Source organism: Citrobacter sp. NCU1 (genome assembly GCF_010231475.1).
Taxonomy (GTDB): Bacteria; Pseudomonadota; Gammaproteobacteria; order Enterobacterales; family Enterobacteriaceae; genus Citrobacter_D.
In genome coordinates this window covers 1-18,135 of record NZ_NRDO01000081.1, presented here as the reverse complement: position 1 = coordinate 18,135, position 18,135 = coordinate 1, and the positions used below count along the sequence as shown (strand labels likewise).

Below are 18,135 nucleotides of genomic sequence, written 5' to 3'. Positions count from 1 at the left end.
GTTTTCATCTTCTATAAATGCTTAAAAGCCCGCTACCTGATGCAACGGGCTATCGGCATTATTCGCTCAGCGTCTGGGCAATTTCATTTTGTACCAGTTTACGCTGTTCCGGGGTTAAGACTTTGTTCAGCTCAAAGTAATATTTCACGCGGTAGTAGCGGGACTGCTGTTCAACACTGCCGATCGCCGTCAACTGTTGTTTTACTGCGGACTCATCCCATTTCCCGGAACGAATGACATTGATCAGTTCGCCGTCTTTAATGTCCTTCATGGAAATCTTGCTCACGTTTGCTTCCAGTTCGCTGTGCAACTTTTTAATCTGCTCAACCTGAGCGTCAGTCAGTTTAAGTTGTTGCACCACCGGATCCTGAGAAGGGATTGGAGTATCAGACACATTCGATGCAAATGTACTAAAAGAGGCACCGGCCAGCGTTGCAGCGACTAAGGTCATACGTACGAAATTCTTCATTATGTCATCCTGAAAAAGAAATTATGAACAGCGCTTACCACTCGCAAATGACGAGTGAATATCTCACTCAGGATACGTTGAAAGGCAGAGGGCACCACGCGAATTTGTTTTACGGGAGGTTACTGAGTGAAACAATCCCCGCTATGGAAAACGCTTAGCCATAGCGGAAGTGGTAAACGGATTTATTGCAGCGTGAACGGATCTGCGTCCTGCCACGCCGGGAATTTCTCCCGGTATTCTCGCAGCGTACTGAGCGATAACTCTGCATCAATGCGTGTCGCGTGATGGGGTTCGGCGGTGGCGATAATCTCACCCTGCGGGCTAATCACCCGGCTGTCTCCGCGATAATGGTGACCGTTGCCGTCAGTACCGACCCGGTTACAGCCTGCAACATATGCCTGATTTTCAATGGCCCGCGCGGTCAGCAGCGCCTGCCAGTGTAATGAACGCGGAGCAGGCCAGTTCGCCACAAACAGCGCCAGATCATAATCGTTGAGATTACGGGACCACACCGGAAAACGCAAGTCGTAACAGACCAGCGGCAGGATACGCCAACCACGCCAGTTCACGATTACGCGCTCAGTACCCGATTCATAATGGTGATGTTCATCCGCCATTCGAAACAGGTGATGTTTATCGTAATGGTGAACGGTGCCTTGCGGCTCAACGAGTAAAAATCGGTTGACCGGCCCGCGTTCTGACTGTAGCGCCGCGCTGCCAGCCATCAGTGCGTTGGTCTGCTCAGCTTTGGCGCGCATCCACTCAATGACGACTTCCTGAGAGAGTGAGCGGGTTGCTGCATCCATGGCAAAACCGGTGGTAAACATCTCGGGTAATACGATGATGTCACGTCCGGTGATGGTTTCCAGTTGTCTGTCAAAGTGGCGCAAATTGGCTGGACCATCAAGCCAGACCAAAGGGTGTTGCAAAAGCGTGATTTTTAAACCGGGCACGATCGTCGTTCCTCGTTAAGCAGCATTTTTACACTGTAGCATGCGCCACGGCGGATATGTGGCAATAAAAAAGCCCCGCGTAAAGCGGGGCTGGAACGGTTAGCGGACGTTTATGCGGCTTCGACTTTACGCACTTTCTCCGGCAACTTTACCGGCTTTGTCGCCAGCTCCTCGGGTTCAAAATCATCAACGTTAATGCTGCGCAGACGACTTGCTTCGGCTTTGACCAGAATCGCCGCTTCATCTTTGTCAATCAACCCTTTCGCCAGTGCGTTATGCGCCAGCTCATCGAGACGGGTAAATGACAGGTTTTTACCCAACTCTTTGCAGATACGCTGGTGGATAGGGTCTGCGGCCATTACGTCCAGCAGAGCTTGTTCGAGTAAGCCGACTGGGTTGTGCTCACTTGGCGTCAGATACTGACCACGACCAATGCGGGTGCGGGTTGCGCTTGGTGTCTGCAGGATCTTCGCGACTTTATGATCCAGTTTGTCAGAAGGCGCATGGTAGTGGCGACCGGTCGGGAAGATCACCACGTTCAGTAAACCTGCCACCAAACGATTCGGGAAGTTTTGCAGAAGATCGTCCATCGCCTGTTCAGCCTGGTACAAAGCATCCTGGACACCCCAGTGAACCAGCGGCAGGTCGGCTTCGTGACGCCCTTCATCGTCATAACGTTTCAGTACGGCAGAGGCGAGATACAGCTGGCTTAAAATGTCGCCCAGACGTGCAGAGATTCGCTCACGACGTTTCAGACTTCCGCCCAATACTGCCATTGAGACATCGGAAAGCAGAGCCAGGTTGGCGCTCAGGCGGTTCAGATGCTGATAGTAACGCTTCGTGGCATCCCCTGTCGGCGTGTGGCTGGTCAGCCCGCGCGTCAAGCCCAGCCAAAAGCTGCGCACTTTATTGCTGCCGACATGACCAATGTGTTTAAACAACAATTTATCAAAGGCGTCGACATCATTTTTCTGCGCGGCGGTCATCTCTTCGAGGACGTAAGGATGGCAGCGAATGGCGCCTTGTCCGAAGATCATCATGCTGCGGGTCAGAATGTTCGCGCCTTCAACGGTAATGGCGATAGGGGCGCCCTGATAAGCACGTGCCAGGAAGTTACTTTCGCCCAGCATGATGCCTTTACCGCCAGTGATGTCCATAGCATCGACAATCGATTGCTGCCCACGGTGGGTACAGTGGTACTTCACAATGGCAGAGAGCACCGCGGGTTTTTCGCCCAGCATAATACCGTATGTCACCAATGACGCCGCCGCGTCCATCACGTAGGCATTGCCCGCAATACGCGCCAACGGTTCTTCAATCCCTTCCATTTTACCGATAGAAATTTTGAACTGACGGCGAATATGCGCGTAGGCACCGGTGGCCAGTGCCACTGATTTCACCCCCCCGGTTGAGTTAGACGGCAGGGTAATGCCACGGCCAACCGACAGACACTCGACCAGCATACGCCAGCCTTGACCGGCCATTTTCGGTCCACCGATGATGTAATCGATTGGGACGAAGATGTCTTTTCCGCGCGTCGGGCCATTCTGGAACGGAACGTTTAACGGGAAGTGGCGACGACCGATTTCAACGCCTGGGGTGGTGGTTGGGATCAGCGCACAGGTGATACCCAGATCGACTTCACCGCCGAGCAGTTTTTCCGGGTCTGTGAGTTTAAACGCCAGTCCCAGCACGGTGGCGATAGGTGCCAGCGTAATATAACGTTTGTTCCAAGTCAGGCGCATACCCAGCACTTGCTGACCCTGCCATTCACCCATACAGACCACACCGGTGTCTGGAATCGCGCCGGCATCAGAACCGGCTTCCGGACTGGTCAACGCAAAGCAAGGGATCTCCTGGCCCCGCGCCAGACGCGGCAGGTAATGATTTTTCTGTTCTTCGGTACCGTAGTGTTGCAGCAGTTCACCTGGGCCTAACGAGTTAGGGACGCCCACGGTGATCGACAGGATCCCGGAGACACCAGAGAGTTTTTGCAGTACGCGAGATTGCGCATAAGCGGAGAACTCAAGCCCACCGTACTCTTTCTTGATGATCATCGCGAAGAAGCGATGTTCTTTCAGATAAGCCCACAGCTCCGGCGGAAGATCGGCCAGTTCATGGGTTATCTGGAAATCGTTCGCCATGCGACAGGCTTCTTCCACCGGGCCATCAATGAACGCCTGCTCTTCCGCCGTTAAATGAGGCTGTGGATAGTTGTGCAGTTTCTTCCAGTCGGGTTTACCCTGGAATAAATCGCCTTCCCACCAGGTCGTGCCCGCGTCGATAGCTTCTTTTTCGGTGCGCGACATCGGCGGCATGACTTTACGAAAACCGCGAAACACCGGGGCTGAAATCATCGATTTACGCATCGGCGTAAAATTAAACGGTACGAGGATAATGGCCAGAGGAACCAGTAGCCAGACCGACCACAGGCCAGCGACACCAAGCGCGGCTGTCCAGGCGAGCAGGATAAGACTGCTGAGAAATAAGCTTACGCGGTGATAGAACAGTACACCGAGCAGAACAACTGTTGCGAGAATACTCAAAATCATCATAACGAAAAGCTCCCTTTCTTGTAGGAGGTCTGACCACTTGTGATGATATGGTTGTAGTGGATGTTATTTCTTTTAGCAATGTGTTTACAAAATAATTACAACAAAGCTCACATTGTTGCCGTTTTCTCTGGCACAAAAAATCAAAAGGCAGGGGGGCTTCCTGTGGCTTGTACTTCTCGCTTTCTGTGGTATCCGGTACACTGCATCCTGTCATTTACATTCATGCTGAAGGATATCCTCATGTACCAGGATCTTATTCGTAACGAACTGAACGAAGCGGCGGAAACGCTGGCTAATTTTTTAAAAGATGATGCCAATATTCACGCCATTCAGCGCGCGGCGGTCCTGCTGGCAGACAGTTTTAAAGCGGGCGGCAAGGTACTTTCCTGTGGTAACGGCGGCTCCCATTGCGATGCCATGCATTTTGCTGAAGAGTTGACCGGTCGTTATCGTGAAAACCGTCCGGGTTATCCGGCCATTGCTATTTCAGACGTCAGCCATATCTCCTGCGTCAGTAACGATTTTGGTTACGACTATGTTTTCTCTCGCTATGTTGAAGCCGTCGGGCGCGAAGGTGACGTTCTGCTGGGGATCTCCACCTCCGGAAATTCAGGTAACGTGATCAAGGCGATTGCTGCGGCGCGTGAAAAGGGAATGAAAGTCATCACCCTGACCGGCAAAGACGGCGGAAAAATGGCGGGCAGTGCGGATATCGAAATTCGCGTACCGCATTTTGGCTATGCTGATCGTATCCAGGAAATCCATATCAAAGTTATCCATATCCTGATTCAGTTAATCGAAAAAGAGATGGTTAAATAAGCGCATGCTTTTGCCGGATGGCGACGTGAAGACGTCTTATCCGGCCTACATGAGCTCCACGTAGGCCTGATAAGCGCAGCGCCATCAGGCGGTTCACAGTTTTAAGGTATGTGAAGTATGTGCGAACTGCTCGGGATGAGCGCCAATGTGCCAACCGATATCTGTTTTAGTTTCACTGGGCTGGTTCAGCGCGGTGGAGGAACCGGGCCGCATAAAGACGGCTGGGGAATTACCTTCTATGAGGGTAAAGGCTGTCGCACCTTCAAAGATCCGCAACCCAGCTTTAATTCCCCCATTGCTAAGCTGGTGCAAGACTACCCCATTAAATCGTGTTCCGTGATTGCGCATATTCGCCAGGCGAATCGTGGGGAAGTGGCGCTGGAAAATACCCATCCCTTTACGCGTGAGTTATGGGGACGAAACTGGAGTTATGCCCACAATGGGCAACTCACCGGGTATAAATCCCTTGAGACTGGCAACTTCCGCCCTATTGGCGAAACTGACAGCGAAAAGGCCTTTTGCTGGTTGTTACACAAACTGACCGCCCGCTACCCGCGCACGCCGGGCAATATGACATCAGTCTTTAAATATATTGCCACGCTGGCAGGGGAATTACGCGAGAAGGGCGTCTTTAACATGCTGCTGTCTGACGGGCGCTATGTGATGGCGTTCTGTTCAACGAATTTATACTGGATCACGCGTCGCGCGCCATTCGGCGTAGCGACATTGTTGGATCAGGACGTCGAGATCGACTTTAGTGCGGAAACCACACCGAATGATGTGGTTACTGTGATTGCCACCCAACCGCTGACAGGGAATGAAGCCTGGCAAAAGATCATGCCAGGCGAATGGCGATTATTTTGTCTCGGGGAGCACGTAGTTTGATGCCAGTTGCGGCTGGACCACTTCGTGGCTCAACGGCTTGCTGACCACGTAACGACCGCCGACAACCGAAATGGTCGGTGGTTTACGGGTCTGTTCAAAGTAGTCATATCCCGGTTTTAACTGCGCCCAAAAATCTTTGTAATAAGAGAATTTATGGCGCTCCATATTTGCATCGGTCATGCGGAACGGGTAAATGCTGACCTGAACGCTGGACTGGCCGAAGACCAGCGCGCCGGTAACAAACTGGAAAATCTCATCGATACCGCTATCGGTCATGGCATAACAGCCGACGGAAACGCAGGCACCGTGAATCATCAGATATTTCCCTTCATAACCGTGAGCGCGGTCATAAGCATTAGGGAAACCGATATTGATAGCTTTGTAGAAGCGGCTGTCCGGTTTGAGCTGGTTGCGCTGGACGCTATAGAAGCCTTCAGGACTTTTGAAGTCGCCCTGGCGTTGTTTTGGGCCTAATCCACCTGAATAGTTACAAATTTTGTAGCTGTCGAGCAATTGATATTGCTCGCCCATCTTGACGTAGAGATCAAGGGTGCGCTCTTCTTTGAAGATCTGAATATAGACCGGCGACCCCATCAACTGTTGCTTATACTCTTTGCTGACTGGCATGGTCGGGCTGCTGCTGCTCAGCAAACCGGCGAATGAGACGCACGGAATCAAAAGCATCGCAATAAATAATGCGATTTTACGCATACTGCTTTTTCCTTGATAAAACGGTTACACATGCCAGAACGGCAAAAGAGTCCCCAAATCGGACTAATCTGGATTTGGAGCGCTCACATTAGCACCACTGAAGTTTTTCGCAAGTCTCTCGTGTAGCGTTTACAATTTCAGATCCCTTTATATAAGGCAATAAAGGAAAGTTCAGTCGGAAACTGACGAATTTACTCTCTTTGCATCGCATATTTATACTGTATACTTAAACAGTGATTTGTGGGGGAGGGGGAGATGCGCAAGATCATACATGTCGATATGGACTGTTTTTTTGCTGCGGTTGAAATGCGCGACAACCCTGCGCTGCGCGATATTCCGATTGCTATCGGCGGCAGTCGCGAACGCAGGGGGGTGATCAGTACAGCGAACTATCCGGCGCGTCAATTTGGTGTGCGTAGCGCCATGCCCACCGGAATGGCGCTTAAACTGTGCCCTCATCTCACGTTATTACCGGGGCGCTATGAGGCTTATAAAGAGGCCTCTCGCCAAATTCAGGCCATCTTCTCGCGTTATACCTCGTTGATCGAACCGCTTTCGCTGGATGAAGCCTATCTGGATGTTACCGACAGCACCCACTGCCAGGGTTCCGCCACGTTGATTGCCCAGGAGATCCGTCAGACTATTTTTAACGAACTGCAATTAACGGCCTCTGCGGGTGTGGCGCCGGTGAAGTTTCTGGCAAAAATCGCCTCCGATCTCAATAAACCGAATGGGCAATATGTCATTGCCCCTGCGGATGTCCCTGCGTTTATCAAAACGTTGCCGTTGGCGAAAATTCCGGGAGTGGGGAAGGTGTCTGCCGCCAAACTGGAGTCAATGGGGTTGCGCACCTGTGAGGATGTTCAGCGCTACGATCTGGCGATGTTACTCAAACGCTTTGGCAAGTTTGGCCGGGTGCTGTGGGAGCGCAGTCAGGGGATTGATGAGCGGGATGTGAACAATGAACGATTGCGTAAATCGGTTGGTGTTGAACGCACGCTGGCGGAAGACATTCATGAATGGGCTGAGTGCGAGGCGATCATAGAACGGCTGTATCCTGAACTTGAACGACGTCTGGCAAAGGTAAAACCGGATATGCTCATCGCTCGCCAGGGCATCAAATTAAAATTTAATGATTTTCAACTGACGACGCAGGAGCATGTCTGGCCGCAGTTAAATAAAGACGATTTGATCGCTACGGCCAAAAAAACCTGGCACGAACGCCGGGGCGGGCGCGGCGTTCGCCTGGTCGGATTACACGTGACGCTACTGGATCCGCAACTGGAAAGACAACTGCTGCTGGGGCTTTAACCATGACAACTGACGTACATATTCGGGAATACCACCCTGACGACTTCGATGCGTTGTGCGAGATTTTCCTCCGCGCTATCACAGAGACCGCCAGTCGGGATTACTCGCCAGAACAGATAGCCGCGTGGGCGCAAATTGATGAGATTGCCTGGCGTCAGAAACTGCTGCAATCGGAGACGCTGGTGGCCGTTTGCCAGCAGAAAGTGGCGGGATTCATCACCGTCCGGCACGATTACATTGATCTGCTCTTTGTTTCGCCTGGCGTACAGAGGATGGGCATCGCCACCCGCTTGCTGCAAAACCTGGAACGACGGCATCCTGACACGGCTTTCTGGGTTGAGGCCAGCATTACCGCGAAACCGTTATTTCTTGAGCAAGGTTATCAGAGTGTAAAAGAACAGCAGGTAGAGGCGAGAGGCATGATGTTTACTAATTTTGTCATGCGTAAAGCGGTGATGTGAATATTGCCCGGTAAGCTGAACCTACCGGGCATGGTGCAACTTATTTCGTCGGAATCGCTTTCAGCAATTCGGTCAGCAGGGTCCAGTAGTGACCCACGCTTTCGATATGGACCTGTTCATCCGGAGAGTGTGGACCAGTGATGGTTGGCCCGATAGAAACCATGTCCATATCCGGGTACGGTTTCTTAAACAGACCGCATTCCAGACCGGCGTGAATGATCTGGATGTTCGGCGTCTTGTTAAACAGACGCTGATAGGTTTCACGCACGAGGTGCATCACCGGGGAGTTTGCATCCGGCTGCCAGCCTGGGTAGCCGCCTTTCGCCTGCGTTTTCGCGCCAGCCAGTTTGCCCAAAGAATCCAGCATGCTCACCACGTAGTCCTTGCCGCTGTCGATCAGCGAACGGATCAGACAGTGGATTTCCACGTTGTCGTCGGTCATGGTGACCACACCCACGTTCAGGGAGGTTTCGACGACGCCTTTCGCCACGTCGGAATTGCGGATCACGCCGTTTGGCGTGGCGTTCAACAGGCGGATGAAGCCATCGCGAGAGGAAGTGGTCAGCGCCGCTTTCTCGTTGGTAACGGCATCCAGCAGAACAACCAGATTTTTCTCTTTTGCCGCCAGTTCATTTTTCAGGATTTCCTGATAAGTGTTGGCCAGAGCTTTCAGGGCATCGACTTTATCAGCGGCAACGGCAACGGTAGCAAAGGCTTCACGCGGGATCGCGTTACGCAGAGTACCGCCGTTGAAATCGACCAGACGCAGATCTAACTCTTCAGCATGACCCGCCAGGAAGCGAACCAGCAGTTTATTCGCGTTACCCAGACCGACGTGAATTTCGCCGCCAGAGTGACCGCCTTTCAGCCCTTTCAGGGTCAGTTTGAAGCTCTGGAAACCTGCGGGCACCGCTTCACGGGTCAGCGGCAGGTTAGAGGTGAAGTCGATACCACCGGCGCATCCCATGTAGATCTCACCTTCTTCTTCGGAGTCGGTGTTGATCAGAATGTCTGCCTGTAGCCAGTTAGCCTGAAGGCCAAATGCGCCATCCATACCCGCTTCTTCGGTCATGGTCAGCAGCACTTCCAGCGGGCCGTGCACCACGGAATCATCGGCGAGCACCGCCAGAGCGGAGGCCATACCAATGCCGTTATCGGCCCCAAGCGTAGTGCCGCGCGCTTTCACCCATTCACCGTCAATATACGGCTGGATAGGATCTTTGGCGAAGTCGTGTACGGTATCGTTGTTTTTCTGCGGCACCATATCGAGGTGCGCCTGCAGGACGACCGGTTTGCGGTTTTCCATCCCTGCGGTAGCAGGTTTACGAATCAGGATATTCCCGACCTGGTCGCGCTCTACGTGGAAACCTTTCTCGTTTGCCCAGCCGACAATGTGCTCAGCGAGTTGTTCTTCATGGTAAGAAGGATGAGGAATAGAACAAATTTTTGCAAAAATATCCCACAACGGTTGTGGAGATAATTGAGACAGTTCAGACACGTTGAGTCTCCTTGGCGATGTCCTACAAAACTTTCTTGCAGGCCACAGGGTTAGCAGAATAAAAAACACCACAAGACAGGCTTGCGAGATGCAATTGAGAATACCACTTTATCCAGCGGCGGGTAGTACAAAGCACGTAAAAGAGGGATGGATTCCGCTAAACACTGGTTTTTAGCGCGTCAGATCTCTATAATCTCGCGCAACCTATTTCCCCCTCGAACACTTTTTAAGCCGTATATAAACAGGCTGGGACACTTCACATGAGCGAAAAATACGTCGTCACCTGGGACATGTTGCAGATTCATGCACGCAAACTGGCAAGCCGCCTGATGCCTTCTGAACAATGGAAAGGCATTATTGCCGTTAGCCGTGGTGGTCTGGTGCCTGGCGCACTGCTGGCGCGTGAGTTGGGTATTCGCCATGTCGATACCGTTTGTATTTCCAGCTATGACCACGACAACCAGCGCGAGCTGAAAGTGCTGAAACGTGCGGAAGGTGACGGCGAAGGTTTCATCGTGATCGATGACCTGGTCGATACCGGTGGCACTGCCGTGGCGGTTCGTGAAATGTATCCAAAGGCACATTTTGTCACCATCTTCGCGAAACCGGCAGGTCGTCCGCTGGTTAACGATTATGTAGTTGATATTCCTCAGGATACCTGGATTGAGCAACCGTGGGATATGGGCGTCGTGTTCATTCCGCCAATTTCCGGCCGCTAATCCCTGACTTTTTCAACGCCCGGTTATGCCGGGCGTTGTTCTTTTTACTCACACACGCGTTACAATAGGCCTCAGTAAGTACCTATGGAGGCTGCACGAATGTCACAGGCTAACCTCAGCGAAACCCTGTTTAAACCCCGCTTCAAACACCCTGAAACGTCAACGCTTGTCCGTCGATTTAACAACGGAACGTCGTCGCCTGTGCAGTCCACGCTGGATGGTAAAACCATTCCACACTGGTATCGCATGATCAACCGTCTGATGTGGATCTGGCGCGGTGTTGATCCGCGTGAAATCCTGGAAGTGCAGGCCCGCATTGTCATGAGCGAGGCCGAACGAACGGACAAAGAATTGTACGACACGGTCATCGGCTATCGTGGCGGCAACTGGATCTACGAATGGGCAAAACAGGCCATGGAGTGGCAGCAGAAAGCCAGTCAGGAGCAAGACGCGCAGCTCAGCGGCCGCCACTGGTTGCATGCGGCCACCTTATACAACATTGCCGCCTATCCGCATTTGAAAGGCGACGATCTGGCGGAGCAGGCTCAGGCACTGGCGAATCGGGCCTATGAAGAAGCTGCGCAAAGATTACCCGGTAGATTACGTGAAATGGAATTTGCCGTGCCCGGCGGCGCGCCGGTGACGGGCTTTTTGCATATGCCAAAAGGCGAAGGTCCGTTCCCTACGGTGCTGATGTGTGGGGGCCTTGATGCCATGCAAACCGACTATTACACGTTGTATGAGCGCTATTTTGCGCCGCGCGGCATCGCCATGTTGACGCTGGATATGCCCTCGGTTGGCTTCTCCTCAAAATGGAAATTGACGCAGGATTCCAGCCAATTGCATCAGCATGTCCTGAAAGCGTTGCCTGACGTTGCCTGGGTAGATCACACCCGTGTGGCGGCATTTGGTTTTCGCTTTGGCGCTAACGTCGCGGTACGCCTGGCCTATCTCGAAGCGCCTCGCCTGAAAGCGGTGGCGTGTCTGGGGCCAGTGGTACATGCGTTGTTAAGCGATCCGCAACGCCAGGGGGCAGTACCCGAAATGTATCTTGACGTGCTGGCCAGCCGCCTGGGGATGCATGATGCGTCTGATGAGGCACTGCGGGTCGAACTGAATCGCTACTCCCTGAAGGTTCAGGGATTGCTGGGCAGACGTTGTTCTACTCCGATGTTATCGGGCTTCTGGAAAAACGATCCATTTAGCCCGGAAGAGGAGTCGCGCTTAATCACATCTTCATCTTCGGACGGTAAGTTGATGGAGATCCCATTTAATCCGGTGTATCGCAATTTTGACAAAGCCCTGAAAGAAATTGCCGGGTGGATCCATCAGAGATTGTGTTAAGAGATTGCTAAATTTTATCGATTTGGTAAAACAGTTGCTTCACCTAAGGAGATCGCAATGACGTTACCGAGTGGACACCCGAAAAGTAGGTTGATCAAGAAATTCACCGCGCTCGGCCCTTACATCCGTGAAGGGCAGTGCGAAGATAATCGATTTTTTTTCGATTGCCTGGCAGTTTGCGTCAACGTGAAACCCGCGCCTGAAAAGCGTGAGTTTTGGGGATGGTGGATGGAACTGGAAGCGCAAGAGAAGCGCTTCACCTACAGCTACCAGTTTGGTCTGTTTGACAAAGACGGTAACTGGACCAGCGTATCCATCAAAGAGGCTGAGGTGGTAGACCGACTGGAATACACCTTACGCGAGTTTCATGAAAAATTGCGAGAGTTGCTGAAGTCTTTAAATCTGGCGCTGGAACCCGCTGAGAACTTTAAAGAGCCGGTTAAATTATCAGCGTAATAGATATTGTGCCGGATGGCTTACCACCGCCATCCGGCCAACTCATCAGAATTGGTAGGTCATCCCCACGGCAACGATATCATCGTTGTTGATCGCGAGCTTATTGTCGCTGTCCAGTTGGTTGATTTTATAATCAACAAATGCAGACATATTTTTATTGAAGTAATATGTGGCGCCGACATCGATATAATTCACCAGATCTTCGTCACCCACACCCTCAATATCTTTACCCTTTGACAGAACATAACCCAGAGACGGACGCAGACCAAAGTCAAATTGATATTGGGCTACCGCTTCAAAGTTCTGCGTTTTATTCGCAAAACCACCCGAGATAGGGGTCATATTACGGGTTTCGGAATAGAAGGTCGCCAGATAAATATCGTTAGCATCATATTTTACGCCGGTTGCCCAGGCTTCTGCTTTATCACCTGTACCCCGGCTTTGCAGATTTTGCTCATTAGTACGGTCAGAGTTGGTATACGCGCCGCTGATCGCGAAATCACTGCCGCCGAAATCATAGGTCAGAGAGGTGCCAAAACCGTCGCCATTCTGTTTTTTCACATCACGGTCTTCGTTTTTCCCCTGATACTGCAGAGTGATATCGAGTCCATCGACAACGCCAAAGAAGTCGGTATTTCGGTACGTCGCCAGACCGCTGGCGCGCTTGGTCATAAAGTTATCGGTCTGCGCGGAAGAGTCACCGCCAAATTCCGGGAACATATCTGTCCACGCTTCGACATCATACAGCGCGCCCAGATTACGACCGTAATCAAAGGAACCCATCTTATTTAATTTCACACCCGCGAAGGCCAGACGCGTTTTTTGTTGTGATGAATCGCTTTCGGCTTTGTTGGCGGCAAATTCAGCTTCCCAGCGACCATAACCGGTCAGTTGGTCATTAATTTGCGTTTCGCCTTTAAACCCAAAACGCACATAGCTTTGGTCGCCGTCTTTACTGTCATTGTCGCTCATATAGTGCATCGCTTTCACTTTGCCATAGACATCCAGCTTATTTCCGTCTTTGTTAAAGACTTCTGCTGCGTGTACGGATGCTGATGCAACAATACTCATCACCATTAATGCCAGAGAACTCTTTTTCATTTTTTTTCCTGATTTAAATAACGCGCCAAAATTCGCTGAATGCGATCTCCGTTAAAAAAGCAGGAGGATTTTTAACGTTTAGCAGTGAAGGTTTTATGACAAACTAAGACTATTTTTAAAAAAGCGTGATTTATTATTGCAGTAATAAAAACGTCAAAAATTGCCGTTACGCTTGCTGATCCTGCTCAACAAAGTCTCATGCTTTGTACTCTGGTTGTTGGCAACCGCTGCCAGTCCTGCTAAAACGTTCGTTTGATATCATTTTTCCCACTTTGAACGGCAGAGAATCATGAGTGACAGTCAGACGCTGGTGGTAAAACTTGGAACCAGTGTGCTAACGGGCGGATCGCGCCGCCTGAACCGTGCCCATATCGTTGAACTTGTTCGCCAGTGTGCGCAGCTACATGCCGCAGGGCATCGTATTGTTATCGTTACCTCGGGGGCGATTGCCGCCGGGCGTGAGCATCTTGGTTATCCAGAACTCCCGGCGACCATTGCGTCTAAACAGCTGCTGGCAGCGGTAGGGCAGAGTCGACTGATCCAGCTTTGGGAACAGCTATTTTCTATTTACGGCATTCATGTCGGTCAGATGCTGCTGACGCGTGCAGATATGGAAGATCGTGAGCGTTTTCTCAACGCCCGCGACACGCTGCGTGCGTTGCTGGACAACAACATTGTCCCTGTTATTAATGAAAACGATGCGGTTGCCACCGCTGAAATTAAAGTCGGCGACAATGACAATCTTTCGGCGCTGGCGGCGATTTTGGCCGGTGCCGACAAACTGCTGCTGCTGACCGATCAGCAGGGGCTGTTTACCGCCGATCCGCGTACCAACCCGCAAGCCGAGTTAATTAAAGACGTCTATGGTATTGATGACGCTCTGCGTTCTATTGCCGGAGACAGCGTTTCTGGCCTTGGGACGGGTGGTATGGGAACGAAGCTACAGGCGGCGGATGTGGCCTGCCGCGCGGGCATTGACACGATCATTGCCGCAGGCAGCAAACCGGGTGTGATTGGCGATGTGATGGAAGGCGTTTCCGTTGGTACACGCTTCCACGCACAGGCCTCTCCACTGGAGAACCGTAAACGCTGGATCTTCGGTGCGCCGCCCGCCGGTGAAATTACTGTTGATGAAGGTGCCTCCTCAGCGATTCTGGAACGCGGTAGCTCGCTATTACCAAAAGGTATTAAAAGCGTGACCGGTAACTTCTCGCGTGGTGAAGTGATCCGTATCCGCAATCTGGAAGGACGTGATATCGCCCACGGTGTAAGCCGCTATAACAGCGATGCGCTGCGCCGTATTGCGGGTCACCACTCTCAACAGATTGACGCTATTCTTGGCTATGAATATGGCCCGGTTGCCGTCCATCGTGATGACATGATCACCCGTTAAGGAGTCGACGTATGCTGGAACAAATGGGTATTGCTGCCAAAGCAGCGTCGTATAAGCTGGCGCTGCTTTCCAGCCGTGAAAAAAACCGTGTGCTGGAAAAAATAGCCGATGAACTGGAAGCGCAAACTGAAAGCATTCTGAGCGCGAATGCGCTGGACGTTGCTCAGGCGCGCGAAAATGGCCTCAGTGAAGCCATGCTGGATCGTCTGGCGTTAACGCCTGCACGTCTGAAATCTATCGCTGATGATGTTCGTCAGGTTTGTCATCTGGCCGATCCGGTCGGACAGGTGATCGACGGTGGTTTGCTGGACAGCGGCCTGCGTCTGGAGCGTCGTCGCGTACCGCTGGGCGTCATTGGGGTTATTTACGAAGCGCGTCCTAACGTCACCGTTGATGTGGCGTCTCTGTGTCTGAAAACAGGCAACGCCGCGATTCTGCGCGGCGGGAAAGAGACATATCGCACTAACGCGGCAACGGTAAAGGTGATTCAGCAGGCATTAAAAGCCTGCGGTCTGCCAGAAGCTGCCGTACAGGCGATCGAAAGCCCGGATCGTGCGCTGGTGAACGAAATGCTGCGCATGGACAAATATATCGACATGCTGATCCCGCGTGGCGGTGCTGGGCTGCACAAACTGTGTCGTGAACAGGCGACGATCCCGGTGATCACTGGCGGGATTGGCGTATGCCATATCTATGTAGATGACAGCGCAGAAATTGCTCCAGCGCTGAAGATCATCGTCAACGCCAAGACTCAGCGCCCGAGCACCTGTAACACGGTAGAAACGCTGCTGGTGAATCAGGCTATTGCGGAGCGTTTTCTGCCTGCGCTGAGCCAACAGATGGCGGAGAGCGGTGTTACGCTACACGCTGATGCTGCGGCGCTGGCACTGCTGAACGCGGGGCCGGCAAACGTGGTGGCGGTGAAAGCGCAAGAGTACGACGACGAGTTTTTGTCGCTGGATCTAAATGTCAAAGTCGTTACTGATCTTGATGATGCCATTGCCCATATTCGTGAACATGGCACGCAACACTCCGACGCCATTTTGACGCGTACGCTGCGCAACGCCGATCGTTTCATCAACGAGGTGGATTCATCCGCTGTGTACGTTAACGCCTCGACACGCTTTACCGATGGCGGCCAGTTTGGACTTGGCGCGGAAGTGGCCGTGAGCACGCAAAAATTACACGCACGCGGTCCGATGGGACTGGAAGCACTGACCACGTACAAGTGGATTGGCATTGGTGACGACACCATTCGTGTATAAATGATACTGGGTGATGCAAAAATAGGCGTTTGATTCGCAAGGCCATTGACGCATCGCCCGGTTAGTTTTAACCTTCTACCCCGTGTTCGCACTTGTGGACATGTCCTCATCAGGGCCGATATAGCTCAGTTGGTAGAGCAGCGCATTCGTAATGCGAAGGTCGTAGGTTCGACTCCTATTATCGGCACCAGTTAAATCAATAATTTACAGTTTCCACATCTTCCTACACCTCCTTTTTTTGCTCTAGGGTACACTCTCGGGTACACAAATGACGAAACTATGAGCTCATCAAAACACGTTGTCGTCAAGAATGCTTCTGGACACCGGAGGGGTACTTGTCGTTGACCCTGCAGGCAGCAGCATCGGTTCGCTGCAGGGAGACAGTTCAGCAGGGGTGCGTTCTGCCACGACCGGTGACGGGTGACAGGGGCTACAACGACACCTCGGCGATGGTGGGCGTGAAGTACAGTTTTTAACAGCACAGTAGTGAAATCAGGACGCTGAACGGGATAGCTTCTCCTCCCTTCGGGGCTGGGAGGCTGTTAAACGGGTTAGTCGGATAAAACACTGATGGGGGAAGCGGGGATTAGCAAAGAGATCCGTAACCGGATCCAGAATCACGCTTTGAATGACGTCAGCTCGAAACACTATGATCGCTATTATTACCTGGCTGAAAAGCGCAGGGCGCTTGAGATCTGGGAGGACCGGGTTAACAACTATCAGCGGCAGCAAGAAAACAACGTGGTAAGTCTCTTCAAAAGAACATAGTGAGTTATGCTCCAGAAGATGGATTACTTTTTGGGGGGATTGCTGTGTCAGGCGACACTTAATTTGTTATTATCGGCAAATGATAAGTGTCTGCCTGATGGGAGAGAGGGATGAATTCTAATTTTTTTTTGTTGTCAAAAATAGCTGATCAGCATATCGTTCAGCAAATACTGGATGCGTGGTTTTCTAAACGTATACAACTTTTTTTGTATTTCGGCGGGAATGGAAAAAAATGTAGATTGTCGCGATGTATTTCTCCTTCGCTGCATATAGGCGGAGAGCAGGTTATTAGTAATGGGGATGAATTTTATTTGTCAGAAGACAGTGATGCACATTCAATTTTAAAATTCATTCCTGACCTGCCGCTCAAATCGCATTTGAAGATAACTAAATGCTTTAAAATATCAAGATCAATTCGTGGGGAATATTTCAACTATGAATACTCCGGGACTGCATTGGGGTATTGGGTTGTTGTCCCGACTAAAATATCAGTCTTTAATAATGGAAATTATATTCTCACTGATAAAGACTCATTTAGTCTTAAGTCTGATTCATCCGGTGCAGTATATGTCTATAGTGTTTACGACGAAGACTATTTGATTTTTGACGGTGATAACGCCATCAATAACAATGATCTCTATATTGATATTAATGTATTAAACTCCGTCTTTCCTTCTTTCAATCCGGATGATGAAGTTAATGACGTAACTGTTGAGAAAAAAGCGTATGGTGATATGTTTGAAACTAAAAAAGAGAATTTTGCACTTTGTTTACTTATGCATGAAACCGTCGTGAGGAACAATGGTGTTCCTGTCGTCAGTAAGTTTAAGATTGATTATGATAAAATGTGGGATGCGAACATATCAGAAAGTACACTTCTAGAATGGTTTGAAAAGCCAGGTGCATTCACAGATAAAAGGCAAAGAATTACCAACGAAAAAAGAAAAGGGTTATATTTGTTTATAGAACTTTTCAGTCAAAAATACGTAAGTAGCTCCCGTACTAAAGCCCCTGTCATTACAGACAAACTCAACAAATTGGCTGCTTCGGACGATTTTCAGTTCCCGGTCGCATTCACTACAAGTGATTTCAGAAAGTGGCTTAAGAAACCCAAAAATTAAGCGCTTACTAAGCGCATCTCCAAAAGTGCATCACTTTCCAAATCTCTCATCCTGAACCATCATTGCCTTCATCGAAACCACAGGAGGCAATCATGCACAATTCTTTTACTCAACCTACACCCGAGCAGCGTTTACAGGCTTTACAGAACTATGGCGAGACGTCAGATCGCCTGGTTCGTGAACGTGAGCGCCAGCGTATCACATCAGTATCACGTTCTACAGCATGGAAACTTGAACGAGCAGGCTGATCCTACCCGCGAATAGTGGACACGCGATTAAGTGAGTAAACTCTCAACCAGAGGTGAC

The 18,135-nt window shown here is 51.0% G+C and carries 17 protein-coding genes, 1 tRNA gene and 2 pseudogenes; 14 read left to right on the top strand and 6 right to left on the bottom strand.

The features are described 5' to 3' along the window. Positions 1-58: 58 nt before the first annotated feature. The 3 genes from CJP72_RS21455 to fadE form a co-directional block, all read right to left on the bottom strand. Entirely contained in the window at positions 59-469 is a 411-nt protein-coding gene (locus CJP72_RS21455) for a Spy/CpxP family protein refolding chaperone (protein ID WP_162383330.1), read from the bottom strand. 182 nt (positions 470-651) lie between these two features. After that, a complete protein-coding gene (locus tag CJP72_RS21450) occupies positions 652-1,422 on the bottom strand; it encodes an amidohydrolase (protein WP_162383329.1) in 771 nt (256 codons plus the stop codon). Positions 1,423-1,532: 110 nt separating this feature from the next. Beyond that, entirely contained in the window at positions 1,533-3,977 is a 2,445-nt protein-coding gene (fadE, locus tag CJP72_RS21445) for an acyl-CoA dehydrogenase FadE (RefSeq protein WP_162383328.1), read from the bottom strand. 240 nt (positions 3,978-4,217) lie between these two features. On the opposite strand from fadE, the gene lpcA reads away from it, so the two are divergent. Then, positions 4,218-4,796, top strand: a complete 579-nt coding sequence (lpcA, locus tag CJP72_RS21440) for a D-sedoheptulose 7-phosphate isomerase (protein ID WP_103776897.1) — start codon at positions 4,218-4,220, stop codon at positions 4,794-4,796. 117 nt (positions 4,797-4,913) lie between these two features. Then, positions 4,914-5,681, top strand: a complete 768-nt coding sequence (locus tag CJP72_RS21435; RefSeq protein ID WP_162383327.1) for a class II glutamine amidotransferase — start codon at positions 4,914-4,916, stop codon at positions 5,679-5,681. On the opposite strand, the gene dpaA is transcribed toward CJP72_RS21435, so the two are convergent. After that, on the bottom strand, positions 5,652-6,392 hold the full coding sequence (dpaA, locus tag CJP72_RS21430; RefSeq protein ID WP_162383326.1) for a peptidoglycan meso-diaminopimelic acid protein amidase: 741 nt from the start codon (positions 6,390-6,392) through the stop codon (positions 5,652-5,654). The genes CJP72_RS21435 and dpaA overlap by 30 nt on opposite strands. Positions 6,393-6,647: 255 nt before the next feature. On the opposite strand from dpaA, the gene dinB reads away from it, so the two are divergent. Both dinB and CJP72_RS21420 read left to right on the top strand, forming a co-directional pair. Then, positions 6,648-7,703, top strand: a complete 1,056-nt coding sequence (gene dinB, locus CJP72_RS21425) for a DNA polymerase IV (RefSeq protein ID WP_162383325.1) — start codon at positions 6,648-6,650, stop codon at positions 7,701-7,703. Positions 7,704-7,705: 2 nt separating this feature from the next. Further along, positions 7,706-8,164 carry a GNAT family N-acetyltransferase gene (locus CJP72_RS21420; protein ID WP_162383324.1) on the top strand — a complete coding sequence of 153 codons (459 nt, stop codon included), beginning with the start codon at positions 7,706-7,708 and terminating at the stop codon, positions 8,162-8,164. 40 nt (positions 8,165-8,204) lie between these two features. Here CJP72_RS21420 and pepD read toward each other — a convergent pair whose 3' ends face one another. Next, positions 8,205-9,662: a cytosol nonspecific dipeptidase gene (pepD, locus tag CJP72_RS21415; RefSeq protein WP_162383323.1), complete on the bottom strand. Its 1,458-nt coding sequence runs from the start codon at positions 9,660-9,662 to the stop codon at positions 8,205-8,207. Between the two features lie 260 nt (positions 9,663-9,922). Here pepD and gpt point away from each other — a divergent pair, with 260 nt between their 5' ends. The 3 genes from gpt (at position 9,923) to crl (ending at position 12,181) form a co-directional block, all read left to right on the top strand. Beyond that, positions 9,923-10,381, top strand: coding sequence for a xanthine phosphoribosyltransferase (gene gpt, locus CJP72_RS21410; RefSeq protein WP_162383322.1), 459 nt, complete (start codon positions 9,923-9,925; stop codon positions 10,379-10,381). Between the two features lie 99 nt (positions 10,382-10,480). Next, positions 10,481-11,725 carry an esterase FrsA gene (gene frsA, locus CJP72_RS21405; RefSeq protein ID WP_162383321.1) on the top strand — a complete coding sequence of 415 codons (1,245 nt, stop codon included), beginning with the start codon at positions 10,481-10,483 and terminating at the stop codon, positions 11,723-11,725. Between the two features lie 57 nt (positions 11,726-11,782). Next, a complete protein-coding gene (gene crl, locus CJP72_RS21400) occupies positions 11,783-12,181 on the top strand; it encodes a sigma factor-binding protein Crl (protein ID WP_162383320.1) in 399 nt (132 codons plus the stop codon). Between the two features lie 45 nt (positions 12,182-12,226). Here crl and phoE read toward each other — a convergent pair whose 3' ends face one another. Beyond that, positions 12,227-13,282: a phosphoporin PhoE gene (gene phoE / locus CJP72_RS21395; RefSeq protein WP_162383319.1), complete on the bottom strand. Its 1,056-nt coding sequence runs from the start codon at positions 13,280-13,282 to the stop codon at positions 12,227-12,229. 289 nt (positions 13,283-13,571) lie between these two features. On the opposite strand from phoE, the gene proB reads away from it, so the two are divergent. The 7 genes and pseudogenes from proB to CJP72_RS21360 form a co-directional block, all read left to right on the top strand. After that, complete coding sequence (gene proB / locus CJP72_RS21390) at positions 13,572-14,675, top strand: glutamate 5-kinase (RefSeq protein ID WP_162383318.1); 1,104 nt, start codon at positions 13,572-13,574, stop codon at positions 14,673-14,675. 11 nt (positions 14,676-14,686) lie between these two features. Further along, positions 14,687-15,940, top strand: coding sequence for a glutamate-5-semialdehyde dehydrogenase (gene proA / locus CJP72_RS21385; RefSeq protein ID WP_162383317.1), 1,254 nt, complete (start codon positions 14,687-14,689; stop codon positions 15,938-15,940). 114 nt (positions 15,941-16,054) lie between these two features. Continuing rightward, positions 16,055-16,130 (top strand) — tRNA-Thr (locus CJP72_RS21380). 145 nt (positions 16,131-16,275) lie between these two features. Beyond that, positions 16,276-16,416, top strand: coding sequence for a hypothetical protein (locus tag CJP72_RS21375; RefSeq protein WP_162383316.1), 141 nt, complete (start codon positions 16,276-16,278; stop codon positions 16,414-16,416). Between the two features lie 85 nt (positions 16,417-16,501). Continuing rightward, positions 16,502-16,708 (top strand): annotated as a pseudogene (locus CJP72_RS21370) (tyrosine-type recombinase/integrase); the annotation flags it as partial. 110 nt (positions 16,709-16,818) lie between these two features. Then, positions 16,819-17,829: a hypothetical protein gene (locus tag CJP72_RS21365; protein WP_162383315.1), complete on the top strand. Its 1,011-nt coding sequence runs from the start codon at positions 16,819-16,821 to the stop codon at positions 17,827-17,829. A gap of 92 nt (positions 17,830-17,921) precedes the next feature. Beyond that, positions 17,922-18,074 (top strand): annotated as a pseudogene (locus CJP72_RS21360) (transcriptional regulator); the annotation flags it as partial. Positions 18,075-18,135 lie beyond the last annotated feature (61 nt).

Coding starts and splice junctions, on each gene's coding strand:
- CJP72_RS21455 (WP_162383330.1), bottom strand. CDS start 469: ATGAAGAATTTCGTACGTATGACCTTAGTCGCTGCAACGCTGGCCGGT.
- fadE (WP_162383328.1), bottom strand. CDS start 3,977: ATGATGATTTTGAGTATTCTCGCAACAGTTGTTCTGCTCGGTGTACTG.
- lpcA (WP_103776897.1), top strand. CDS start 4,218: ATGTACCAGGATCTTATTCGTAACGAACTGAACGAAGCGGCGGAAACG.
- CJP72_RS21435 (WP_162383327.1), top strand. CDS start 4,914: ATGTGCGAACTGCTCGGGATGAGCGCCAATGTGCCAACCGATATCTGT.
- dpaA (WP_162383326.1), bottom strand. CDS start 6,392: ATGCGTAAAATCGCATTATTTATTGCGATGCTTTTGATTCCGTGCGTC.
- dinB (WP_162383325.1), top strand. CDS start 6,648: ATGCGCAAGATCATACATGTCGATATGGACTGTTTTTTTGCTGCGGTT.
- CJP72_RS21420 (WP_162383324.1), top strand. CDS start 7,706: ATGACAACTGACGTACATATTCGGGAATACCACCCTGACGACTTCGAT.
- gpt (WP_162383322.1), top strand. CDS start 9,923: ATGAGCGAAAAATACGTCGTCACCTGGGACATGTTGCAGATTCATGCA.
- frsA (WP_162383321.1), top strand. CDS start 10,481: ATGTCACAGGCTAACCTCAGCGAAACCCTGTTTAAACCCCGCTTCAAA.
- crl (WP_162383320.1), top strand. CDS start 11,783: ATGACGTTACCGAGTGGACACCCGAAAAGTAGGTTGATCAAGAAATTC.
- phoE (WP_162383319.1), bottom strand. CDS start 13,282: ATGAAAAAGAGTTCTCTGGCATTAATGGTGATGAGTATTGTTGCATCA.
- proB (WP_162383318.1), top strand. CDS start 13,572: ATGAGTGACAGTCAGACGCTGGTGGTAAAACTTGGAACCAGTGTGCTA.
- proA (WP_162383317.1), top strand. CDS start 14,687: ATGCTGGAACAAATGGGTATTGCTGCCAAAGCAGCGTCGTATAAGCTG.
- CJP72_RS21365 (WP_162383315.1), top strand. CDS start 16,819: ATGAATTCTAATTTTTTTTTGTTGTCAAAAATAGCTGATCAGCATATC.